Here is a 21,300-nt window from a genome sequence, read left to right as displayed (position 1 = left end):
CCGGGTGGGGGAGTAGGCTGGTGCTGCCACGGGCTGAAAGGCGCATTTCCCGAGCAGCCGCAAACTCCGTTTCCGTTTTGTCGCGGCGCTGCTATTCCCCTCTGCGATGACCGATTTTCGCGACCCGTTCGACGCTATCAAGGATCACCCGTTCGACGATGCGCTGTCCCAGCGCTATCTCGTCTATGCCCTTTCCACCATTACCGCGCGGTCGCTGCCGGACCTGCGCGACGGGCTGAAGCCGGTGCACCGGCGGCTGCTCTGGGCGATGCGGCTGCTGCGGATGGAGCCGGGCGGCGCTTCGCCCGACGTGCTGGTGGCCAATCCCGCCCGCAACACCACCGCCTACAAGAAATGCGCCCGCGTGGTCGGCGACGTCATCGGCAAATATCACCCGCACGGCGACACGTCGGTCTATGACGCCATGGTGCGCCTGGCGCAGGATTTCTCGCTGCGCACGCCGCTGGTCGACGGGCAGGGCAATTTCGGCAATATCGACGGCGATAATGCGGCGGCGATGCGCTATACCGAGGCCCGGCTGACGCAGGCGGCAGCCGACCTGATGGCGGGGCTGGACGAGGGCACCGTCGATTTCCGCCCCACCTATAATGGCGAGGATGAGGAGCCGGAGGTCTTTCCCGGCCTGTTCCCGAACCTGCTGGCCAACGGCGCCAGCGGCATCGCGGTCGGCATGGCGACCAGCATCCCGCCGCACAATGTCGCCGAGCTGATCGATGCGGCCAGCCTGCTGATCGAAAATCCCGATGCGGAACATGCCGACCTCATGCAGATCGTGCGCGGGCCGGACTTTCCGACCGGCGGCGTGCTGGTCGACAGCGCTGCGATCATTTCAGAGGCTTATCGCACCGGGCGCGGCTCCTTTCGGACCCGTGCGCGCTTTTCCAACGGGCGCAATGAAGATGGCAGCTGGGAAGCGGATGGGATCGAGAAGCTTTCCGGCGGCATGTGGCAACTCGTCATCTCCGAAATCCCCTATCAGGTCCAGAAGTCCAAGCTGATCGAGCAGATCGCGGCGCTGATAAACGAGAAGAAGCTGCCGATCCTGGAGGATGTGCGGGATGAGAGCGATGAAACGATCCGTATCGTCATCGTCCCCAAAAGCCGCAACGTTTCTGTCGATATACTCAAGGACAGCCTGTTCCGCCTGACCGATCTGGAAAACCGCTTCCCGCTGAACCTGAACGTGCTGGACGCGACCCGGACGCCGCGGGTGATGGGGCTGAAGCCGGTCCTGGTCGAATGGCTGAAGCACCAGATCGACGTGCTGGTGCGGCGCACCCAGCACCGGCTGGAGAAGATCGCGGCCCGGCTGGAACTGCTGGACGGCTATATCATCGCCTATCTGAACCTGGACCGGGTGATCGAGATCATCCGGACCGAGGATGAGCCGAAAGAGGTGATGATGGCCGAGTTCCAGCTCACCGACCGGCAGGCCGAGGCGATCCTCAACATGCGGCTGCGCTCCCTGCGCAGACTGGAGGAAATGGAGCTGCGGCGCGAGCATTCCGAACTGCTGAAGGAGCGCGAGGAACTGACCAGGCTGGTCGAAAGCCCGGCGCGGCAGCGCACCCGGCTGAAGAAGGATCTGGCGGACCTGCGCAAACGCTATTCGCCCGACACCGAGTTCGGCAGGCGGCGCACCCTGGTCGAGGAAGCGGCCCCGGCCCGCGAAATCCCGCTGGAGGCGATGATCGAGAAGGAACCGATCACCGTCATCCTGTCCGAGCGCGGCTGGATCAGGGCGATGAGCGGGCATCGCGACCTAGCTTCGGCTGATACGCTGAAGTTCAAGGAAGGCGACGGTCCGATGATCGCCTTCCACGCGCAGACGACCGACAAGCTGCTGCTGGCGAGCGAGACGGGCCGCATCTTCACGCTGGGCGCCGACAAGCTGCCGGGCGGGCGCGGCTTCGGCGATCCGGTGCGGTCGCTGGTCGACATGGACGGGACCGGCCAGATCGTGGCGCTGATGCCCGCGAAGACCGGCGGCGAACTGTTGCTGGCCTCTTCGGACGGACGAGGCTTCGTGGCGGCGGTGGCCGATGTGATCGCGGAGACGCGCAAGGGCAAGCAGGTGGTGAACGTCCGCACCGGCGCGAAACTGAGCGTCGTGCATCCGATCGCGCCGGAGGCCGACAGCGTCGCGGTGGTCGGCGAGAATCGCAAGCTGCTGGTCTTTTCCCTGATCGAAATGCCGCGCATGGCGCGCGGGCAGGGCGTGCAGATGCAGCGCTATCGCGACGGCGGCCTGTCGGACGCGATCGCCTTCCGCCTGTCCGACGGCCTGAGCTGGACCATGGGCGGGGGAACGGGCCGCACGCGCACCGAAGCCGACATGACGCCGTGGCGGGTGGCCAGGGGTGCGGCGGGACGCATGCCGCCGACCGGCTTTCCGCGCGATAACCGTTTCTGATCGGATGATTTTTTCCTATAGTGATGGCGAAATCGGGAATGTCGTTTCCCGAATATTTACCCTTTGATCCTATCGCCGACTCCATGGAATCCACGTCGATGCGCGATCGGCCAGATATTACGCCGAAGGTCGAGCTCCTGCCCGGGGTCGATGACGCGCATCCATTCCACATGATATCGATGACCGAATGGCTGGGCGCCCTGCCGCATCCCGCGTCCACATTCTCCTTCCAGGACAATGTCTTGAAGGTAGTGGCCGTCAATGGCTGGTTCCGCAAATATTTCAGCCCGGACGCATCGGAACCGGCGCGGCCCCAGGCCACGGAATGGCGGCGGCGGATCGTCGAGTCCATCTTGTCGGGGCGTGATTCGGACAGTTTCGAACTGCGGCGCGAAGGGACGCTGGGGCCGGAATATTTCTACTGCACGATCGGACGGCTGCCTGAACTGGAAGGGCAGCCCAATTTGTTTCTGTTCACCGCGCTCGACCGGACCAGCGACCGTTCCATCGTCAAGAATCTGCGGCGGGAACTGCTGTCGGACGGCCTGACGGCGCTGCCCAACCGGACGGGGTTCGGCGAGGAAATCGAGGACCGGCTGGCCAACATGTCCTGGCCGGAAAATGCCCAGTTCGGGATCATCGCGATCGACCTCAGCCGGTTCAGCCGGGTCAATGAATCGCTGGGACCGATGGCGGGCGACGAGTTGCTGATCACCGTCGCCAAGCGTTTGAAGTCCAGCCTGCGGCAGGGGGATGTGCTGAGCCGGATCGGCGGCAATGACTTTGCCATCTTTGCCAAATTGAACAATGGCTTGTCCGATGCCCTTCATATCGTCCAGAGGATCAGGGACGCGCTCAACTATCCGATCCGGTTGAGCGACCTGCAGATCCGGGTCGATTGCGCCATCGGTTGCGCGCTGTCGGCCAGCCTGACCGAAGACCCGGAAGATGTGGTGCGCAAGGCGCAGGCGGCGGTGAAGATCGCCAAGCGCAGCGGCAAGGTGGAAATCTATCGCAACGGCGTGCTGAAGGAGGCGCAGCGGCGCTTCTCGGTGGAGAGCCGGCTGCGCGACGCGCTGGCGCAGGGCGGCTTGACGCTGGCCTATCAGCCGCTGATCCATCTCCAGACCGGGGAGATCACCGGGTTCGAAGCGCTGGCGCGCTGGAACGATGAGGAACTGGGTGACGTGTCCCCCGCCGAATTCATCGCGGTGGCGGAGGAAAGCGGGCTGATCACGCCGCTGGGCCGCTGGGCGGCCTATGAAGCGGCGCAGGCGCTGAGCCGATGGGACGCGAAATTCGGCCAGCCCCTGCCGGTCGGGGTCAATGTGAACCTGTCGCCGATCCAGATGACGCGGGACGATGTGGCGTCCATGTTCGAGGAAGCGCTGCGCTATTCCGGCATTACCGGCAACCGGCTGACGGCGGAACTGACGGAAAGCGCCATCGTCGCCGATCCGGAAAAGGCCCGGAAACTGCTGTTCGCGCTCAAGGACCTGCAGATGCCGATCGCCATGGACGATTTCGGCACCGGCTATTCGAACCTGGCCAGCCTGCACAGCCTGCCCATCGACATATTGAAGATCGACCGCAGCTTCGTGACCAATATGCTGGACGATCGCGACAAGGAAGTGATGGTCAAGACGATCCTGTCGCTGGCCGAATCGCTGGGTCTGCATGTCACGGCGGAAGGGATCGAGACGCAGCAACTGGCCCATGCACTGCAAAATCTGGGCTGCTGGCAGGGTCAGGGCTATTATTTCGCGCGGCCGATGGCGGAGCCGGAGGCGTTCGACTATTGGCGGGCGCGCTGGAATTTCGAAACGGTCTGATCCGCGATTTCGGCGAGGCGGGGTTCGCCGGGAAAACCCTCCGCCACCCAGATATCCTGTATCTGCTGCAGCGCCTTGGCCACGTCCGGGCCGGGTGGCAGGCCGCGCGCGATGAGGGCGCCGCCGCCGATCGGGAGACGGGGCGGGGTCCAGTCGTGCAGCGCGGCCAGCCCCTCCAGCGGGGCGTGCGGGTCGAGCAGCAGGCGGTCGATGGCGCCCTCCACGCCGATCCGATAGGCGAGGGCGCGGGGCGGCATGCCGGTGGCAGGGCCTTCCAGCGCGACCGCCAGACGCTTGCGTGCCTTGTTGGAGAGCTTGAGCCGGGCGCCGACCAGGTCGGCGACGCGCGGGTCCGGCGGGAGCAGGGCCGCAAGGCGGCGCAGGGCGGATGGGGGCGTCGAGGAGGCGGCTTCGCGGTCGGCCAGCGCGGCCAGGCGGTCGAGGCTGCTCCGGTCGATTTCCGGGAGGACGGGCGCCAATATGCCGCCGTCGATCATCAGGCGCAGCGCGGGGAGCGGAGCGGCGACCGCCAGCAATTTGAGCAGTTCGTCCGCGATCCGCTCGCGGGACAGGGCCATCAGGCTGTTGGCGGCGGCGCGGCAGGCGGCATAGGCCTGCGCATCCGGTTCGTCATGACCGAAGCGGGCGAGAAAGCGGAAATAGCGCAGGATGCGGAGATGGTCCTCCGCGATCCGGGCCGTCGCGTCGCCGATGAAGCGGACATGACGGGCCTTCAGGTCATCGACGCCGCCGAAGAAATCGGTGATCTCATGGGTGATCGGGTCGGCATAGAGGGCGTTGATGGTGAAATCGCGCCGGGCGGCATCCTCGCGCCAGTCGTCGGTATAGGCGATGGTGGCGCGGCGGCCGTCGGTGCTGACGTCGCGGCGCAGGCTGGTGATCTCGACCGGCCAGCCATGGATGACCGCCGTGACGGTGCCATGGTCGATGCCGGTCGGCACGGCCTTGATACCGGCGGATTTGAGGCGGTCGATGACGCCGCGCGGATCGAGGACGGTGGCGATGTCGAGGTCGTTGACCGGCAGGCCGAGCAGGCCGTCGCGCACCGCGCCGCCGACGAAGCGGGCCTCCCCCCGGCCGGCGCCCAGCGCGCTGAGCAGCGCGTCCAGGCCGGGCCGGTGGCGCCAGTCGGCGTCAGGCAGGAGATGGGTCATGGCCGAGCCTTCGCGAAAGATTGGCGAGAATGCCTGCGGTGACGCCCCAGATGCGGCGGTCCTGCCACATTATTTCGTAATAATAGCGTTTAAAGCCTTCAAATTCTATCGATTTCCGGATTCTGTTGGCGGGATTGAGGGCGTAGGAGAGCGGCAGTTCGAACCATGAATCCACCTCGCTTTCCTGGGGGAGGAGCGGAAGGTCGGGGGGGATGACGCCCAGCACGGGCACGATGTCGAAGCCGGTGAAGGTGTGGTAGCGGTCGGACGTTCCGATGATCTCCACCAGATGCGGGGGGATGCCGATCTCTTCCTGTGCCTCGCGCAGGGCGCCGGCCACTTCGTCGGCATCGCCTTCATCGACGCGGCCGCCCGGAAAGGCGATTTGCCCGGGATGTTTGCGCAATCGGGCGGAGCGTTGGGTCAGGATGAGGCCGGGATCGGGCCGGTCCGTGATCGCCACCAGCACGGCGGCGGGTGCCAGGACCATGCCGTCCTCGATGCGCGGATCGCGGGTTTCGGGGGAGGTCAGGTCGAGCTCGCGTTCATGGCCCTGTCTGAGCGCCGCGCGCAACTGCTCCGCCAGGGTCATGCCGATCCGTCCAGCGCGAAGAAGGCGCCGTCGCTCCAGAGGCCGATGGGGTCGGCATTCTCGTCGAGCGCGAGGTTCATCAGCTCATAATAGACGCTGCGCGCGATTAGGGCCTCCATCCCGCCGCGGACATGGATGTAGGGATGGGGACCGTCCGCCGTCTCGCGCAGGACAAGGGCATTGTCCGGCCCGGCCGCGACCAGATCGCCCGTGTTGAGGCGGAAGGCGAGGCTTCTTTCCCGGTCCTCGCCCTCGGTCTTGAGTTCCACCGCGATGAAGGGGGCGTCCTCCACCTCGATCGAGAGCTTTTCGACCGGGGTGACGAGGACGTAGCTGCCGTCGGCCTCGCGGCGCAGGATGGTCGAGAAGAGGCGGACCATGGCTTCGCGGCCGATGGGGGAGCCCTGGTGGAACCAGGTGCCGTCGCGGGCGATGCGCATGTCGCTGTCGCCGCAATGGGCCGGGTTCCATTTTTCGACCGGGGGAAGGCGCTTTTCCGCCAGCAGGCGCGCAATGTCGGTCAGGGATAGGCTGGCAAGGTCGGGGGGAGGCTCCATCGGCATGCGGTCGAGATAGGAGCGCTTTTCGACGAAGGCAAAAGAGAATTTCAGGCCTGGACGGTGATCCGTGGACTGAGCATCCCCTTGCCGCCGATCGGGCGACCATCGACGGACAGGGCCAGAAGGCGGCGCTGTTCGAACGGGCCGGGGCAATCCCAGCCGCTGGTGCCGTCCGCCGAAAAGCCCCAGAAACGGCCATAATATTCCGGATCGCCGATCATCATCAGCGGGTCGCAGCGCTGGGCGCGGGCGGCGGTGACGACTGCGTCCATCATCGCCCGGCCATGGCCGGTGCCCTGCAGGGCCGGAGCGACCGCCACGGGGCCGACCATGATGAGCGGCGTCTGGCTGCCATCCTGATGGGTGAGCGCGACCGGCCAGCTTTGCAGCGAGCCAACGAGATTGCCCTTCTCATCCTCGATTCCGAAGGAAAGTTCGGGAAGCCAGGGCATGCCGTCGCGAATCAGATAGGCGGTCCGGCCATGCCGGTCAGGGCCGAATGCCGCGTCGAGCAGTTGCTCGATCGCTTCCTGAGCCATGATGTTGAGGGGCACTATTACAGACACGTCTTGCCGATCCGCCTTCAATGGCGCATGGACGCGCCAAGAGCGGCGGGCTTTAGCGCCTGCTTCGCAAAATAAAAGTCTAAACTGGACCCCGCCCGCGGCAGGCCATGCCTGTAGCGGGGAAGGGTCGAATGTGGCGGGATATGAACAGCGGATTTGACGATTTTCTGACGTTGGAGGTGAATAATCTGGATGTGGATGTCCTGACCGGCATCTATTCGGAGGAGACGCACCTGCCGCAGCCGCTGCGCATCTCGATCCGCGCGAAGCTGAAGATCGCGGATCATTATGATCCCAATACGCCTTTGTCGCGGTCCAAAAACTATATGGACCTGAAACATGCCGCGACCAGCGCGCTGCCCGAAGGCCAGCATTTCACGCTGATCGAGGCGGTGGCGGATCACATCATCGAGACCATCTTCCTGCAGGACGACAAGGTCACCCATGTCGAGGTGAAGATCGTGAAACTCGCGCTGAGCGAGAAAAGCGAGGAAATCGGCATCACCATGGGGCGCGGGCGGAAATAGGCGCCCGGAGGCGCTTCTCTATTTGATCAGGCCGATTTCGCGCAGCCTTTCGGTCAGATAGTCGTGCGCGGTGATCGGCGGATCGCGGCGGGGATGGCCGGCATCGACGCATTGCGGCAGCGCGTCGATCAGGAAATCGGGCCGCAGGTGCAGGAAGAAGGGCATGGAATAGCGCGAGAAGCCGCGCCGTTCGGGCGGCGGATTGACCACGCGATGGCTGGTCGAGGGCAGCCGGTAGTTGGTCAGGCGCTGGAGCATGTCGCCGACATTGATGGCCAGCGCGCCCTGCGGTGGGACGACGGGCAGCCAGTTGCCGTCGCGGTCCCTGAGTTCCAGCCCGCCTTCCTCCGCGCCCAGCAGCAGGGTGATGAGGTTGATGTCCTCATGCGCGCCGGCGCGGATGCCGGGGGCCTCCGGGGAGACCGGCGGATAATGGAGCAGGCGCAGGATCGAATTGCCATTTTCGACCGGGCCGTCGAACCAGCGTTCCGGCAGGCCGAGATAGAGGGCGATGGCGGAGAGCAGTTCGGCCCCGACCCGGTCGAATTCGCCGTAGAGCCGGGTGAAGGTGTCATGAAATTCCGGCAATTCGTCGGGCCAGACATTGGGCGGCATGGTTTCCGCCAGCGGATCGCCGGGGGGCAGGTCGCGGCCGACATGCCAGAATTCCTTGAGGTCGTTCTCGCTCGCGCCCTTGGCGATTTCCACGCCGAAGGCGGTATAGCCGCGCTGCCCGCCATTATATCGGGCGTCGTAACGGCGCTTCACATCATCGGGCAGGGCGAAAAACCGCCGGGCCAGCGCCCAGCCCCGATCGATCAGCGACTGGTCCATGCCATGGTCCTTCACCATGGCGAAGCCGAAACGCTGGAAGGAACCGCCGAAGGCCGTGGCGAAATCGGCCTTCGTCATGGTGCCAAGGGACAGGAGGGGCACTTGTTCCAGTACCGATTGCGACACGATTATTCTCCGAAAATCAGACGATTGTCCTGGCCTGGGCTATTCTGCCGGCCGGACCCGATGGCGCATCCTTGATCGCCCTTTGCGCCTGATGCAAGGAGAAGCCATGAACTATTGGCTGATGAAATCGGAACCCGATGTCTTTTCCTATGACGATCTGGTCGCAAAGGGGAAGGCGGAATGGGATGGCGTGCGCAACCATGCCGCCCAGAACAATATGAAGGCGATGAGGAAGGGCGACCTGTCGATCTTCTACCACAGCAATATCGGGGTCGAAGCGGTCGGCATCATGGAGATTGTCGAGGAAGCCGCGCCCGACAGCACCGACGATACCGGCAAGTGGATCGCCGTCCATGTCGGGCCGAAGGAAAAGCTGCGGAAACCGGTGACCCTGAAGACGATGAAGGCCGATCCGGTGCTGAAAGACATGGTGATGATCCGCCAGTCGCGCCTTTCCGTGTCGCCCCTGACCGAAGCGGAGTTCAGGCATATCCTTGCCTTGTCAAAGGCTTGACCCCGGCGCGCCCGCCCGGTTGCGGGAAATGCAATTGGTCCGCCTTTCTTTGCGATTGTCGTTTTTGTGCGGCGCACCATAAATTGGCTGCAACAGAAAAGAATGTTCCAGAGGTGTTTGATCGGCATTCACAAGGAGTTTACCCATGCGAATGCTGTCGAAGTTCATTGTTTCGGGCCTGATCGCCCTGGGCGCTGCCCATGCTCCGCTGTACGCCGAAGAGGCTGGCAAGCAGAAGTTCACGCACGAAGGCTACACCTATGTGTACGACGTGAAGGACACCAAGACGGGAAAGGTGATCTCGGGTCGCCGTTACCCGGATGCGGTCGCCTTCAACCTGTCGGTCCGCAACGGCCGGGTGTCGGGCGTGTCGGGCGGCCAGCCGGTTGCCTTCAAGGTTGAAGATGCCCGCGGCGCGGCTGCCGAATAATCTTCAGCCCATCTGATCGAAAAAGGGCGGCTTCCTGCGAGGGAAGCCGCCCTTTTTCTGGGGATGACCGGGCGGGCGCGCCGCATCGGGACATGCGGCGCCGTTCCACTCAGCGGCAGCGGCGCTTGCTGTCGATTTCCTTGCCGAGCAGCGCGCCACCGGCAGCGCCCAGGATCGTGCCCGTCGCACGGTCGCCACGGGTATCGATCGCGCGGCCGACCAGCGCACCGCCGACGCCGCCGACGATCAGGCCGGTCGTGCCGTCGGACTTGCGGCAATAGGTGCGGCCGTCGCGGCCACGCCATTCGCGATATTCATAGTGGCGGCGCGCGCTGGCGCCCTCCGTCGGAACGGCCATCGAAACGGGAATGGCCAGCGAAACGGCGGCGAGGGCCATCAGGGTCTTACGCATTTTATCTCCTCCAAAAAAGCGTGATTTGCACATTCAACCCGCACATATTGATCGAGGTTGCATGAACCTGCGGCAACAAGGCAGAGTGTTGTTTTCGTTGCGATAAAATTTTGAGGTGAGACGATGGACGGGGGCGATGAGGCGGCGGCGAAGGCCGTGATCGAGGCTTTGGGGCTGTCGCCGCATCCCGAAGGCGGCTGGTATCGGGAAACCTGGCGTGCCGCCGCCGCACCCGGCGAGCGCGCGGGCGGAACGGCGATCCATTTCCTGCTGGAGGCGCATCAGCATTCGCATTGGCACCGGGTGGATGCCGAGGAGCACTGGTTCTGGCATGCCGGGGCGCCGCTGACCCTGTCCGTCGCGGGCGATGGCGAAACGGCGCGGGACTGGGTGCTGGGCGGCGATGTGCTGGCGGGCGAACATCCGCAGTTACGGGTTCCCGCGCATCACTGGCAGGCGGCGCGCCCGCTGGGTGGCTGGACGCTGGTGAGTTGCACGGTGGTGCCTGGATTTGATTTTTCGGGCTTTTCGCTGGCGCCCCGGCACTGGTCGCCGGGGGATGATCTGCCCTGATTCATACCGTGAAAAAATTATCCACAATTATCCACAGCTTTAGGTTCAGGCCTTCTTCGAATCGTCAGATTCCGCTTTGAACGACTCGCTTTTGGTGAGACCATCTCCCTATCGAAAAGAACGGGAGACAGAGAAATCTGGATGCCAAAGTCGGTGAGAAATCAGTGACTTGAAGAGCTTTTCGAGCGTCGGAAAAGAAGCATGGACCGGAAGGAAGATGTGGAAAGCCGATGGTCCTCTCATGGACGATGCCGTGCACGCGCGAAAGTGAACGTCGGGCATCGAATAGGGAGGACGGCTGCGGGAGAACGGCCGGCCGGCCGGGCAAACGGAGCCGACACGATATGGAGGCCTTTCAGGCGGACATATCGCGCGCCGAGTCCGATGATCGCATCTTGAAAGAGAAGCGGATCGAGAGACACGACGGAAGTGGGGACCGGCAGAAATGCCGGCCCCCATTTTGCGTTGGGGGCCGTCCGGGACGTGTTGGCGGAAGCGATGCCAGGCCCGAAATCCGGGCGGCGGGCACGGGCTGGCGCGCGTGCCCGGCTTTTGAGCGTATCGATGAGTTTACGCCCCGGTGCCATTTGCCGGTCTTCAGGCGTTGATGGTGCCGGATGAGGGGATCGAACCCCCGACCTTCGGTTTACAAAACCGCTGCACTACCGCTGTGCTAATCCGGCATGTCAGTCGCTGACGCCGAGCGCCTTACTATCAGATGATGCCGAACGTCCAGCCCTCCGTTGCAGCGATTTTTTCGTCCAGCATCGGCGGCGTCCAGAGGCTGGGGCGGGGGGCGGCGCGGCGGAGCCAGGCGGCGGTGAGGATGGCGTCGGCGCCATGATCGTCCGGCGGCAGCCCCTCATGCGGCAGCGATTCGATTGCCAGCAGGGCATCGTTGAGCGCGGCGAGGTCGCGCATCTTGCTCTGGCCTTTCGGACGGCCGGCGGCGCGGGCGGCGATGCTGGTGTAGATTTCCACGACCAGCGAACCGTCTTCAGGCGGGGGATCGAACGGCCAGACGGGGACATGGGCGTGGACATGGTGGAGCAGGCGCATGCCCGCAAAGCTGGCCTTGGCGACCTGCGCCGCGCCGATGGCGTCATAGACGGTGGAGGGCTTGCCGCCGCCCTGGGCGTTGTAATGCGCTTCGCACAGGCGGTTGTGCATATAGTCGGCCTTGATCCCGTCCGCCTTGCCGAAATAGAAATGACGGCGGTGGGTCCGCTCCAGCAGGCTGACGGCGCCCAGATCCTCGTCATCGCAGACGCTCTCGACATAGGCCCAGAAGGCGGGGCCGGTGACGGGCACGTCATCGCCCGGCAGATAGCCGCCGCGCGTCACGAAGGGCGGGGCGAAGCTGAAGTCGAAGCCGAACAGGGTGGGCGCTTCGCCCGCCTTTCCGATGAGCCAGTCGGCGACGGCGCGGCGCGACCAGAGGCCGCCGCCGGGGGGATGCTGCAGCGTCGGGACGGCGTCTCCGGCTTCGCACAGGGCGACGGCGATCCCCTTGTGGCGCGACCCCCTGGCGCCGGACCAGTCGATGACGGCGTAGCGGGCGAAGCGGGGGGTCATGATGCGTTGCGTTCGGTCCGCAGGCGGTTCCAATAGGCGATGCGTTCGGCGATGCGGGCTTCGAAGCCGCGGTCGGTGGGGGCGTAGAAGGTCTGCGGCTGCATCTCTTCGGGCCAGTAATCGTCGCCGGAAAAGCCGTCCGCCGCGTCATGGTCATAGTGATAGCCCTTGCCGTAGCCGATGGTCTTCATGAGCTTTGTGGGGGCGTTCAGGATATTCTGCGGCGGCATGAGCGATCCGGTGTCGCGGGCGGACTTCCAGGCGGACTTCATCGCGGCATAGGCGGCGTTGGATTTAGGCGCGGTGGCGCAATAGAGGCAGGCCTGAACGATCGCGAGTTCGCCTTCGGGGGAGCCGAGAAACTCATATGTGTCCTTGGCGGCGAGGCACTGGACGAGGGCCTGCGGGTCGGCAAGGCCGATATCCTCCGTCGCGAAGCGGACGAGGCGGCGCAGGACGTAGAGCGGTTCCTCGCCAGCGGTCAGCATGCGGGCGAGATAATAAAGCGCGGCCTGCGGATCGGAGCCGCGCAGGCTTTTGTGGAGGGCGGAGATGAGGTTGTAATGCCCCTCCCGGTCCTTGTCATAGACGGCGACGCGGCGGTGGAGCAGGGCGGAAAGGCCCGCCGGGTCGAGCGGTTCGGGGATGGCGATCGAATAGAGCGTCTCGACCTGGTTCAGCAGGAAGCGGCCGTCGCCGTCGGCGCTGGCGAGCAGGGCTTCGCGGGCGGCGGGATCGAGCGGGAGGGGGCGGCCGGTCAGGGCTTCGGCACGGTCGAGCAACTGTTCCAGCGCGCCGGCGTCGAGGCGACGGAGGATCAGCACCTGAGCGCGGGAGAGAAGCGCTGCGTTGAGTTCGAAGCTGGGATTTTCGGTGGTGGCGCCGACCAGCGTGACGGTGCCGTCCTCGACGAAGGGGAGGAAGCTGTCCTGCTGGGCGCGGTTGAAGCGGTGGATCTCGTCCACGAAGAGCAGCGTCTTCTCGCCGCGCCGGGCATGTTCCCTGGCGGTGGCGAAGACTTTTTTGAGGTCGGCGACGCCGGAGAAGACGGCCGAGATCGGCTCGAAGCGCATTCCCACGGCGTGGGCGAGCAGGCGGGAGATGGTGGTCTTGCCCGTGCCCGGCGGTCCCCAGAGGATGATCGAGGACAGGCGCCCTGCCGCGACCATGCGGCCGATCGCACCGTCCGGGCCGGTCAGATGATCCTGCCCCACGACATCGGCCAGCGTGCGGGGGCGCAGCTTGTCCGCCAGCGGGGCGTCGGCCGGAGGGGTGGCGGGCAGGTCGTCGGGAGCGAAAAGATCAGCCATCGACCCTGATATAGGAAGGCTTTGGCATGGAGGGAAAGGCTTTGGTCAAGGAACCGGGCTGGACCGCACCAGCGCGCCATGTTCGCGCTGGCGTATGACGCGGACATAGGTGTCGACCAGGGCCTGGTTCACCTGGTCCCAGCCATAGCTTTCCGCCTGCCGCATCGCGGCGGCGCCGGCGGCGGCGCGGGCGGCGGGATCGGTGCAATAGGCGGCCAGCGCATCGGCAAAGGCGGTGATCGCGCCGGGGCGGATCAGGCGGCCGGTGACGCCTTCGGTGACGAGGCTTTCGCTGCCGGTGGCGCGGGCGGCGACGGTGGGAAGGCCGCAGGCCATGGCTTCGAGCGTCACATTGCCGAAGGTTTCGGTGACGCTGGGGTTGAACAGCAGGTCCATGCTGGAGACCGCGCGGCCCAGGTCCGGGCCTTTCTGGAAGCCGGTGAAGACCGCGTCGGGCAGGCGGTTTTCGAACCATATGCGGGCCGGGCCTTCGCCGACCACCAGCACCTTGTGGCGGATGTTCCTGGCAGCGAGCTGGTCGATCGCGTCGGAAAAGACGTCCAGCCCCTTTTCCATCACCAGACGGCCGATGAAGCCGATGACCGGTTCATCGTCCGCGATCCCCAGCGACTGGCGCCAGCCCGTGTCGCGGCGGCCGGGGTTGAAGATGTCCCGGTCGATGCCGCGGGTCCAGATGCCGACATCATAGCTCATGCGCTGTTCGCGCAGCAGTTGGGCCATGGATTCGGACGGCGCGACGATGGCGTCGCAGCGGCGGTAGAAGCGGCGCAGGAGCGATTCGATCACCGGCTCGAGGAAGGCGAGGCCGTAATAGCGCGGATAGGTTTCGAACCGCGTGTGGACCGAGGCGACGGCGGGCAGGCCGTGATGGCGCGCCCAGGCAACGGCGCGATGGCCGAGCGGATCGGGGCTGGAGACATGGACCAGATTGGGGCGGAAGGTCGCCAGGTCGCGGCGGACGGCTCCCGACATACGGTAGGGAATCCGATATTCGCGGCGGCCGGGGACCGGAAAGGAGGGCGCGCTCACCAGATCGCCCGCCGGCTCGAAGGCGGGGGTGTCGGTGGTGGGGGAATAGACGCGCACCGCGGCCCCCTGCCGCAGCAGATAGCCGACGAAGCGATTGAGCGCCTGGTTGGCTCCATCGCGCACATAATTGTAATTGCCGCTGAAGAGCGCGACGCGAAGCCCCTTTACATCCATGCGCCGCCCTTAACGCAGGCAATCGAAAAACCCAAGGGAACCCTAAACGCGATCGGGAATTTTGCAGAGGTCGGCACGGCGAACCGGCCGGCGCGGTTGCCCCATCAGGAGAGAATGTCGAGATGACCGAGAGCTTTCGCAAAGGAGCGAGGGTCAAGTGGAACTGGGGGCAGGGCGTCGGCCGTGGAAGGGTTGCCGAACGGTTCGACCGGCATGTCGAACGCCGGATCGAAGGGGCGGTGATCCGCCGCAACGGGTCCAGCCGGAATCCGGCCTATCTGGTGACGACCGACAGCGGCAGCCAGGTGTTGAAACTGGGGTCGGAACTGACGCCCGGCTGAGAGAGTGTCTGGACATGCGCCCTTGACGCATCCGCACCTGTGGGCCGGTGCGGCTTTCCAAAGCGCCCTTCCGCGCATTTCCAGACAATCCCTCAGGCCGCCTTCCCGCGACTGGCGTTGGTCAATCGCCTGCGTTCATGGCAAGACGGTGCCATGACCATGCCGTTCATGACCGTCGAAGCCTTGCTGACCGGTAAGCCGATGCCGTTCCGGGACGGCGAATATAGCGCCATCGCCAAGAAACCGGTCGAGGGGCCGGTGCGGATCGGCTGGCTGGGGCTGGAGGGCGATGCGGTAGCCGACAAGGTGTTTCATGGCGGCTGGGACAAGGCGATCCACCTCTATCCGCAGGATCATTATGGCTGGTGGCGGGACCGCAAGCCGGGGCATCCCCTGCTCGACGCGCCGGGCGCCTTTGGCGAGAATATCGCCTCGCGCGGGATGACCGAGGAAGATTTGTGCCTGGGGGACCGCTTTTCGCTGGGCAGTGCGATCCTGGAGGCAAGCCACGGACGGCAGCCCTGCTGGAAGCTGGACCATCGTTTCGGCGAGCGGGACGTGATGGCGACGATCGTGAAGACGGCGCGTTGCGGCATCTATTTCCGCGTGATCCGCGAAGGCGAGGCGGAAGGAGGGGCAGGGGCGCGGATGGAATTGCTGGAACGGCCCTTGCCGGACTGGCCGATTGCGCGCCTGTTCCGCCTGCTGATCGCTGGCGGGCACAAGAGCGAGCCGGATGCGGTGCGGGCGCTGGCGAACATGCCGGTGCTGGCGGACGCCTGGCGAGAACGGGCGGGCAAGCTCGCCAATCGTTAACCGGCAATGGCCGCCGGTCGCGCCGACGGCCATTTTAGAGGGAAACTTCGATCTTCCCGGTTCAAGCCTTGCAGGCGGTCTTGTTCTGATTGCCGGGCAGGCTGCAATTATAGGTGACCATCTTGCCGTTGCTGAGGCGGGCGCGGACCATGCGGGGCGCTGCGCCGGGCTTTGCGGCCATCATCGGCTTTGCGGCCGTCATGGGCTTCGTGGCTGTGACCGGCTTTGCGGCCACTACAGGCTGTGCGGCCGGGACAGGCTTGGCTGCCACGAGCGGCTTCGCGGCCACGGCCGGCTTGGCCGGAACGGCGACGGCCTTGGCCGTGAGCTTGCCGGTAGTGGTTGGCTTGGCAGCGGCAGCGGCAGGTTTGGCGGCCATGGGCATGGCTGTCTTCGGCTTGGCTTTCGGCGCGGTGCCGTGGGTTGTTGCTGCGGCGGGAGCCGCCTTGACGGGCGGCGCGGCTGATGCGGCTCCGGCCAGAAGCAGGCCGGATGCCAGTGAAAGAGATGCCAGTGCAAGGACGGGCAATTTGCGAGCATATAGCATTTTCTTTACTCCATGAATCCCGCAGGTCCGGGAATGGATATGGTGCATCTGCCGCCAGGGTGTTCGTTCCTCCCCCTCCGGCAGGTTTCACAATGCTCCGGCGCCCGCGTCAGGGGCGTGGCGGGGAGATGAAAAGAAATTCATCCGATTATGGCGCCGCGCCCGCCGGGAGGGCACTGGCGCGGCGGGGCCGGGCTGCCTATAGCCTTATCCATGGCATCGACCGAAAAGCAGAAGACATCCGCCTCATCCCGAAGCAAGACGCGGCCCGCCGGTTTCCCGACGCGCGAACAGGTGATGGATTTCATCACCGGCTCGGACCAGCCCGCGGGCAAGCGGGAGATTGCCAAGGCATTCGGCCTGAAGGGCGCGGAGAAGATCGCGCTCAAGGCGCTGCTCAAGGACATGGCCGATGAGGGGCTGATCGATATCGGCCCGGCGCGGGCCTTCCACAAGATGGGGGGCGTGCCCAAGGTCACGGTGCTGCGGATCGTCGATATCGACGACACCACCCTGATCGCGACGCCGGAGCGTTGGGAGGCGGAGGGGCAGCCCGCGCCGCGCCTGCGCGTGGTGGAGCGCGGCAAGCGGGGTGCTCTGACCATCGGCGACCGGATTTTGGCGCGGACGGAAGAGGCCGGGCGCGGCTGGGTCGCGCATCCCATGAAGAAGCTCGCCAAGGCCAGCGAGGAATTGCTGGGCGTGGTCGAGGAAGGGGAAGGCGGCAAGCTGTGGCTGCGGCCGGTCGACAAGCGGATCAGGCGGGATACGCCGATTTCGGATGCGGGGACCGCGAAGAAGGGCGATCTGGTGCTGGCCGAGCCGGTGGGGCGCCCGCCGCGCATCACGGCGCGGGTGACGGATATCCTGGGCGATCCCTTCGCGCCGCGCAGTTTCAGCCTGATCGCCATTCACAAACATGGCATTCCGCATGTCTTTTCCGAGCGGGTGGAGGAGGAGGCGGTGACGGCTTCCAGGCTGCCGCTGCATGAGGAAAAGCGCGAGGATCTGCGGCATCTGCCGATCGTCGCGATCGATCCTGTCGATGCGCGGGACCATGACGATGCGGTCTGGGCCGCGCCGGATGACGATCCGGCCAATGCGGGCGGCTACAAGGCGATCGTCGCGATCGCGGACGTCAGCTATTATGTGCGGCCGGGAAGCGCGCTGGACCGGGAGGCGAGGAAGCGCGGGAACAGCGTCTATTTCCCCGATCTGGTCGTGCCGATGCTGCCGCACCAGCTATCATCCGACATATGTTCGTTGCGCGAAGGGCAGGACCGGGCGGCGATGGCCTGTCATCTCGTGCTCGACGCGTCGGGCAAGGTGAAAAGCTGGCGCTTTTCCCGCGCTGTGATCCGGGTGGCGGCGGTGCTGGCCTATGAGGATGCGCAGGCGGCCATCGACGGCACGCGTGAGGAGCCGCTGCTGGACGAGGCGCTGAAGCCGCTCTGGGCATGCTGGGCCTTGCTGCGCAAGGCGCGGGAGAAGCGCGAGCCGCTGGCGCTCGACCTGCCGGAGCGGCGGGTGGTGCTGGACGAATATGGCAAGATCGTCAGCGTCGCGGTGCGCGAGCGGCTCGACGCGCATATGCTGATCGAGGATTATATGATCGCCGCGAACGTGGCGGCGGCCAAGGCGCTGGAACAGAAGAAGGCGCCGGTCATGTATCGCGTGCATGAACCGCCGAGCAGGGACAAGCTGGTGGCGCTGAAGGACTATCTGGCGACCTTCGACATCGAGTTTGCGCTGGGGCAGGTGGTGAAGCCCGCGACCTTCAACCGCCTGATCGAGCGGGTCGGGGACGCCGAGGAAAAGCCGCAGATCATGGAGCAGATCCTGCGCAGCCAGACCCAGGCCTATTATACCCCGCAGAATGAGGGGCATTTCGGTCTGGCATTGGGTTCCTACGCCCATTTCACCTCGCCGATCCGGCGTTATTCCGACCTGCTGGTGCATCGGGCGCTGGTGGGCGCCTATGGTCTGGAACTGCCAGCGCCCAAGGGCGGCGCGATCCCGGACCGGTCCTCGCTCTCCGGCGAGGACATGGAGAATATGGGCCGCGTCGGGGAAATGATCAGCGGCCATGAGCGGCGGGCGATGGAGGCGGAGCGCGAGACGATCGACCGCTATGTCGCGGCCTTCCTGGCGGCGCATGTCGGCGATCTGGTTGAGGCGCGGATCACCGGGGTACAGAGTTTCGGCTTCTTCGCGACGGTCGAGGGGCTGGGCGGCGACGGGCTGGTGCCGGTGTCGACGCTGGGCGACGAGCGCTTCTTCTATGACGAAGCCGGGCGCGCTCTGGAGGGCGTGGAGAGCGGCGATCGTTACACGGTGGGGCAGCGGTTGCAGTTGCGGCTGGCGGAGGCGGACCCGATCAATGGGGCGCTACGCTTCGAACTGCCCGATGCGCTGCCGCAGCGGCCAAGCTTCAGGAAGGATCGGGCAAGGCCGGGCGCCAGGCGGGGACGGCCCGCCAATATCCGGCATATCGGGTCGAAACGGGGCAAGCATCGGCGGTGATGCTTTGCGGCGGCGTCAACTCAGCCGGTCGATGGATTCGGTATCCAGCCCGCCGGGGATGATCATGATCGGGCAGGGCAGCTTGCCCGCGTCCGCGCCCGCGAAGTGGGAGACGAGCACGCCCGGAGGGCCGCTGGCGGCGGCGCCCAGCACCAGCGCCGCGACATCGTCCATCTCCTCCAGGGTGCGGCGGACGACCGTGACCGGATCGCCCTGCCGCACGGTGATGCTGGGGCGGATGCCGGATTCGTCGGTCAGCGTGCCGGCCGCGCTGGTCACGAGCGCCTCGGCGCGTTGCAGCGCTTCATCCTCCATGGTCGCCTGAACGCCGCCCCACTGGACGAATTCGGCGGGGGGGATGAGCGCGAGAATGCGGACCGCGCCGGCCGTCTTGGCGGCGCGGCGGGCGGCGAAGCGGAGCGCGGTTTCCGCCTCGGGCGACTCGTCGACGACAACCAGATATGTCCGCATGGCTTGCCCAATCCGTAATCCAAAAGCCCCTTTACCGGGGTGTCAGGCTGGTTTTGCGAACCCATATGGTTAGGCCTGAACCAGTCTGGTGAAATGTGCCGGATTATTGGGGCTGGCGCAAGGGACGGCCTTGACCGCTACGGCCAAAGCGCCGAAACGGCTTCTCATTGCCACACGCTTCATAAAGATGAGAGGCCACCCACCCATGAGCAAAACGATCCAGATGCCAGCCCTGTCCCCTACCATGGAAGAAGGGACTCTGGCGAAGTGGCTCGTGAAGGAAGGCGACACCGTTTCGTCCGGTGATCTGCTGGCCGAGATCGAGACGGACAAGGCGACGATGGAATTCGAAGCCGTGGACGAGGGCGTGGTGGTCAAGATACTGGTGTCGGAAGGGACCGAAGGCGTGAAGGTCGGCACCGTGATCGCCGTCATCGCCGAGGAAGGCGAGGATGTGGCGACCGCGGCCGCTGGCGGGGCTTCCGCGCCCAAGGCCGATCCGGTTCCAGCCAAGGCGCCGGTTCCTGCGAAGGTGGAGGCGGCTGCGCCCGCCGCGCCCGCGCCCAAGGCCGATGCCGTTCCCGCGAAGGCGGATGCGGATGAGCGGGTGAAGGCCAGCCCGCTGGCCCGCCGCCTGGCCGAAGCGAAGGGGATCGATCTCAGCACGGTCGCGGGTTCCGGCCCGAGCGGCCGTGTCGTGAAGGCGGATCTGGAGGGCGCTGCGCCCGCTGCCCAGGCCCCGGCTCCCGCTGCCACGCCCGCTGCCGCTCCGGTTCCTGTCGCGGCCGCCGCGCAGGATTTCGGCATTCCGCACGAGGTCATCAAGCTCAACGGCATGCGCAAGACCATTGCCCGCCGCCTGACCGAGTCCAAGCAGCAGGTGCCGCATATCTACCTGACCGTGGACGTGCAGCTCGACAAGCTGCTGAAGCTGCGGGGCGAGCTGAATGCGGGCCTCGCCTCGCGCAACGTCAAGCTTTCGGTCAACGACCTGCTGATCAAGGCGCTCGGCGTGGCGCTGATCCAGGTGCCGGAATGCAACGTCCAGTTCGCGGGCGACCAGATGCTGCAGTTCAAGCGTGCCGATATTTCGGTGGCGGTGTCGATCCCCGGCGGGCTGATCACCCCGATCGTGACCGGCGCGGACGGCAAGGGCGTGGCCGCCATCTCCACCGAGATGAAGGATCTGGCCGCTCGCGCCAAGGACGGCAAGCTGAAGCCGGAGGAATATCAGGGCGGCACCGCTTCGCTGTCGAACATGGGCATGTTCGGCATCAAGCAGTTCGAAGCCGTCATCAACCCGCCGCAGGGCATGATCCTGGCGATCGGCGCGGGCGAGAAGCGTCCGTTCGTCATCGATGACTCGCTCCAGATCGCGACCGTCATGTCGGCGACCGGCAGCTTCGACCATCGCGCGATCGACGGCGCCGACGGCGCGCGCCTGATGCAGGTCTTCAAGGAACTGGTCGAAAACCCGATCGGCATGCTGGCCTGATGGCTGGCGTGGACGAGCAGCCGCCGGAGGACAGCCCGGCGGTGCGCGTCATCGCCATGCCCGCCGACACCAATCCTTATGGGGATATTTTCGGCGGCTGGCTGATGAGCCTGATGGACTCGGCAGCCGGATCGGTCGCCGCCCGGCACAGCCATGGACGCGCCGTCACCATCGCGGTCGAGGGGATGAGCTTCCTTCGGCCCGTCGTCGTCGGCGACGAGGTGTCGGTCTTCGCAACTCTGAAATCCGTCGGGCGCACGTCGATGAAGATCGATGTAGAAGCCTGGCGCCGTGCCCGGCATGACGACCGATCCTATCGCGTGACCAAGGCGACCTTCACCTTCGTTGCGATCGGGGAGGATCGTCAGCCCCGTTCCGTGCCGCCCTTCACGCCCGCCGCGGCGTGACATTCATCTTCCTGCA

22 protein-coding genes and 1 tRNA gene are annotated in these 21,300 nt (G+C 65.5%); 11 read left to right on the top strand and 12 right to left on the bottom strand.

Annotated features, from left to right (window positions below; genetic code table 11):
* The first annotated feature begins 106 nt into the window (after window positions 1-106).
* Together parC and MJ601_RS01355 are read left to right on the top strand one after the other, a co-directional pair.
* Window positions 107-2,434 carry a DNA topoisomerase IV subunit A gene (parC, locus tag MJ601_RS01360; protein ID WP_242122771.1) on the top strand — a complete coding sequence of 776 codons (2,328 nt, stop codon included), beginning with the start codon at window positions 107-109 and terminating at the stop codon, window positions 2,432-2,434.
* A 98-nt stretch (window positions 2,435-2,532) separates the two neighbouring features.
* The gene (locus MJ601_RS01355) at window positions 2,533-4,266 is read left to right on the top strand and encodes a putative bifunctional diguanylate cyclase/phosphodiesterase (RefSeq protein WP_491572871.1); all 1,734 of its coding nucleotides are present in this window, start codon (window positions 2,533-2,535) and stop codon (window positions 4,264-4,266) included.
* On the opposite strand, the gene MJ601_RS01350 is transcribed toward MJ601_RS01355, so the two are convergent.
* Genes MJ601_RS01350 through MJ601_RS01335 form a run of 4 tightly spaced genes read right to left on the bottom strand, consistent with a single transcriptional unit; the run spans window position 4,230 to window position 7,159 of the window.
* Entirely contained in the window at window positions 4,230-5,441 is a 1,212-nt protein-coding gene (locus MJ601_RS01350; RefSeq protein ID WP_242122769.1) for a CCA tRNA nucleotidyltransferase, read from the bottom strand. The two genes, MJ601_RS01355 and MJ601_RS01350, sit on opposite strands and share 37 nt — an antisense overlap.
* Complete coding sequence (locus MJ601_RS01345; RefSeq protein WP_242122768.1) at window positions 5,422-6,033, bottom strand: CoA pyrophosphatase; 612 nt, start codon at window positions 6,031-6,033, stop codon at window positions 5,422-5,424. The genes MJ601_RS01350 and MJ601_RS01345 overlap by 20 nt, the downstream gene beginning before the upstream one ends.
* A complete protein-coding gene (locus MJ601_RS01340; RefSeq protein WP_242122767.1) occupies window positions 6,030-6,596 on the bottom strand; it encodes a DUF1285 domain-containing protein in 567 nt (188 codons plus the stop codon). Before MJ601_RS01340 ends, MJ601_RS01345 begins: the two co-directional genes overlap by 4 nt.
* 44 nt (window positions 6,597-6,640) lie before the next feature.
* Window positions 6,641-7,159 carry a GNAT family N-acetyltransferase gene (locus MJ601_RS01335; RefSeq protein WP_242122766.1) on the bottom strand — a complete coding sequence of 173 codons (519 nt, stop codon included), beginning with the start codon at window positions 7,157-7,159 and terminating at the stop codon, window positions 6,641-6,643.
* 143 nt (window positions 7,160-7,302) lie between these two features.
* Between MJ601_RS01335 and MJ601_RS01330 the strand changes: the two genes are divergently transcribed.
* Window positions 7,303-7,686, top strand: coding sequence for a dihydroneopterin aldolase (locus MJ601_RS01330; RefSeq protein WP_242122765.1), 384 nt, complete (start codon window positions 7,303-7,305; stop codon window positions 7,684-7,686).
* A gap of 18 nt (window positions 7,687-7,704) precedes the next feature.
* Here MJ601_RS01330 and MJ601_RS01325 read toward each other — a convergent pair whose 3' ends face one another.
* Window positions 7,705-8,646 carry an isopenicillin N synthase family dioxygenase gene (locus MJ601_RS01325; RefSeq protein ID WP_242122764.1) on the bottom strand — a complete coding sequence of 314 codons (942 nt, stop codon included), beginning with the start codon at window positions 8,644-8,646 and terminating at the stop codon, window positions 7,705-7,707.
* 106 nt (window positions 8,647-8,752) lie between these two features.
* On the opposite strand from MJ601_RS01325, the gene MJ601_RS01320 reads away from it, so the two are divergent.
* Window positions 8,753-9,160: an EVE domain-containing protein gene (locus MJ601_RS01320; protein WP_242122763.1), complete on the top strand. Its 408-nt coding sequence runs from the start codon at window positions 8,753-8,755 to the stop codon at window positions 9,158-9,160.
* Window positions 9,161-9,305: 145 nt separating this feature from the next.
* Window positions 9,306-9,590: a hypothetical protein gene (locus MJ601_RS01315; RefSeq protein WP_242122762.1), complete on the top strand. Its 285-nt coding sequence runs from the start codon at window positions 9,306-9,308 to the stop codon at window positions 9,588-9,590.
* 109 nt (window positions 9,591-9,699) lie between these two features.
* Here the strand turns inward: MJ601_RS01315 and MJ601_RS01310 are convergent, their stop codons facing one another.
* Window positions 9,700-10,002: a glycine zipper 2TM domain-containing protein gene (locus MJ601_RS01310; protein WP_242122761.1), complete on the bottom strand. Its 303-nt coding sequence runs from the start codon at window positions 10,000-10,002 to the stop codon at window positions 9,700-9,702.
* A 123-nt stretch (window positions 10,003-10,125) separates the two neighbouring features.
* On the opposite strand from MJ601_RS01310, the gene MJ601_RS01305 reads away from it, so the two are divergent.
* The gene (locus tag MJ601_RS01305) at window positions 10,126-10,575 is read left to right on the top strand and encodes a cupin domain-containing protein (protein ID WP_242122760.1); all 450 of its coding nucleotides are present in this window, start codon (window positions 10,126-10,128) and stop codon (window positions 10,573-10,575) included.
* 608 nt (window positions 10,576-11,183) lie between these two features.
* Here MJ601_RS01305 and MJ601_RS01300 read toward each other — a convergent pair.
* The 4 genes from MJ601_RS01300 to MJ601_RS01285 form a co-directional block, all read right to left on the bottom strand.
* A tRNA-Thr gene (locus MJ601_RS01300) sits at window positions 11,184-11,258 on the bottom strand.
* Window positions 11,259-11,289: 31 nt separating this feature from the next.
* Window positions 11,290-12,150 carry a hypothetical protein gene (locus MJ601_RS01295; protein ID WP_242122759.1) on the bottom strand — a complete coding sequence of 287 codons (861 nt, stop codon included), beginning with the start codon at window positions 12,148-12,150 and terminating at the stop codon, window positions 11,290-11,292.
* Entirely contained in the window at window positions 12,147-13,460 is a 1,314-nt protein-coding gene (locus tag MJ601_RS01290) for a replication-associated recombination protein A (protein WP_242122758.1), read from the bottom strand. The genes MJ601_RS01295 and MJ601_RS01290 overlap by 4 nt, the downstream gene beginning before the upstream one ends.
* A 45-nt stretch (window positions 13,461-13,505) precedes the next feature.
* The gene (locus MJ601_RS01285; RefSeq protein WP_242122757.1) at window positions 13,506-14,684 is read right to left on the bottom strand and encodes a glycosyltransferase family 4 protein; all 1,179 of its coding nucleotides are present in this window, start codon (window positions 14,682-14,684) and stop codon (window positions 13,506-13,508) included.
* A gap of 122 nt (window positions 14,685-14,806) precedes the next feature.
* Here MJ601_RS01285 and MJ601_RS01280 point away from each other — a divergent pair, with 122 nt between their 5' ends.
* Together MJ601_RS01280 and MJ601_RS01275 are read left to right on the top strand one after the other, a co-directional pair.
* A complete protein-coding gene (locus MJ601_RS01280) occupies window positions 14,807-15,025 on the top strand; it encodes a hypervirulence associated TUDOR domain-containing protein (RefSeq protein WP_242122756.1) in 219 nt (72 codons plus the stop codon).
* Between the two features lie 153 nt (window positions 15,026-15,178).
* A complete protein-coding gene (locus tag MJ601_RS01275) occupies window positions 15,179-15,841 on the top strand; it encodes an MOSC domain-containing protein (protein ID WP_242122755.1) in 663 nt (220 codons plus the stop codon).
* A gap of 61 nt (window positions 15,842-15,902) precedes the next feature.
* Here MJ601_RS01275 and MJ601_RS01270 read toward each other — a convergent pair whose 3' ends face one another.
* Window positions 15,903-16,220, bottom strand: a complete 318-nt coding sequence (locus tag MJ601_RS01270; protein WP_281061187.1) for a hypothetical protein — start codon at window positions 16,218-16,220, stop codon at window positions 15,903-15,905.
* 381 nt (window positions 16,221-16,601) lie between these two features.
* Between MJ601_RS01270 and rnr the strand changes: the two genes are divergently transcribed.
* Window positions 16,602-18,911, top strand: a complete 2,310-nt coding sequence (rnr, locus tag MJ601_RS01265) for a ribonuclease R (protein ID WP_242122754.1) — start codon at window positions 16,602-16,604, stop codon at window positions 18,909-18,911.
* Between the two features lie 15 nt (window positions 18,912-18,926).
* Here rnr and MJ601_RS01260 read toward each other — a convergent pair whose 3' ends face one another.
* Complete coding sequence (locus MJ601_RS01260) at window positions 18,927-19,382, bottom strand: universal stress protein (RefSeq protein ID WP_242122753.1); 456 nt, start codon at window positions 19,380-19,382, stop codon at window positions 18,927-18,929.
* A gap of 205 nt (window positions 19,383-19,587) precedes the next feature.
* On the opposite strand from MJ601_RS01260, the gene MJ601_RS01255 reads away from it, so the two are divergent.
* Window positions 19,588-20,877, top strand: a complete 1,290-nt coding sequence (locus tag MJ601_RS01255; RefSeq protein WP_242122752.1) for a pyruvate dehydrogenase complex dihydrolipoamide acetyltransferase — start codon at window positions 19,588-19,590, stop codon at window positions 20,875-20,877.
* On the top strand, window positions 20,877-21,284 hold the full coding sequence (locus MJ601_RS01250) for an acyl-CoA thioesterase (protein WP_242122751.1): 408 nt from the start codon (window positions 20,877-20,879) through the stop codon (window positions 21,282-21,284). The genes MJ601_RS01255 and MJ601_RS01250 overlap by 1 nt, the downstream gene beginning before the upstream one ends.
* The last annotated feature ends 16 nt before the right edge of the window (window positions 21,285-21,300 follow it).

This window comes from Sphingobium trunci (assembly GCF_022664535.1).
Taxonomy (GTDB): domain Bacteria; phylum Pseudomonadota; class Alphaproteobacteria; order Sphingomonadales; family Sphingomonadaceae; genus Sphingobium.
The sequence above is the reverse complement of the archived record's forward strand: the minus strand, read 5'-3'. Positions and strand labels throughout refer to the sequence as shown.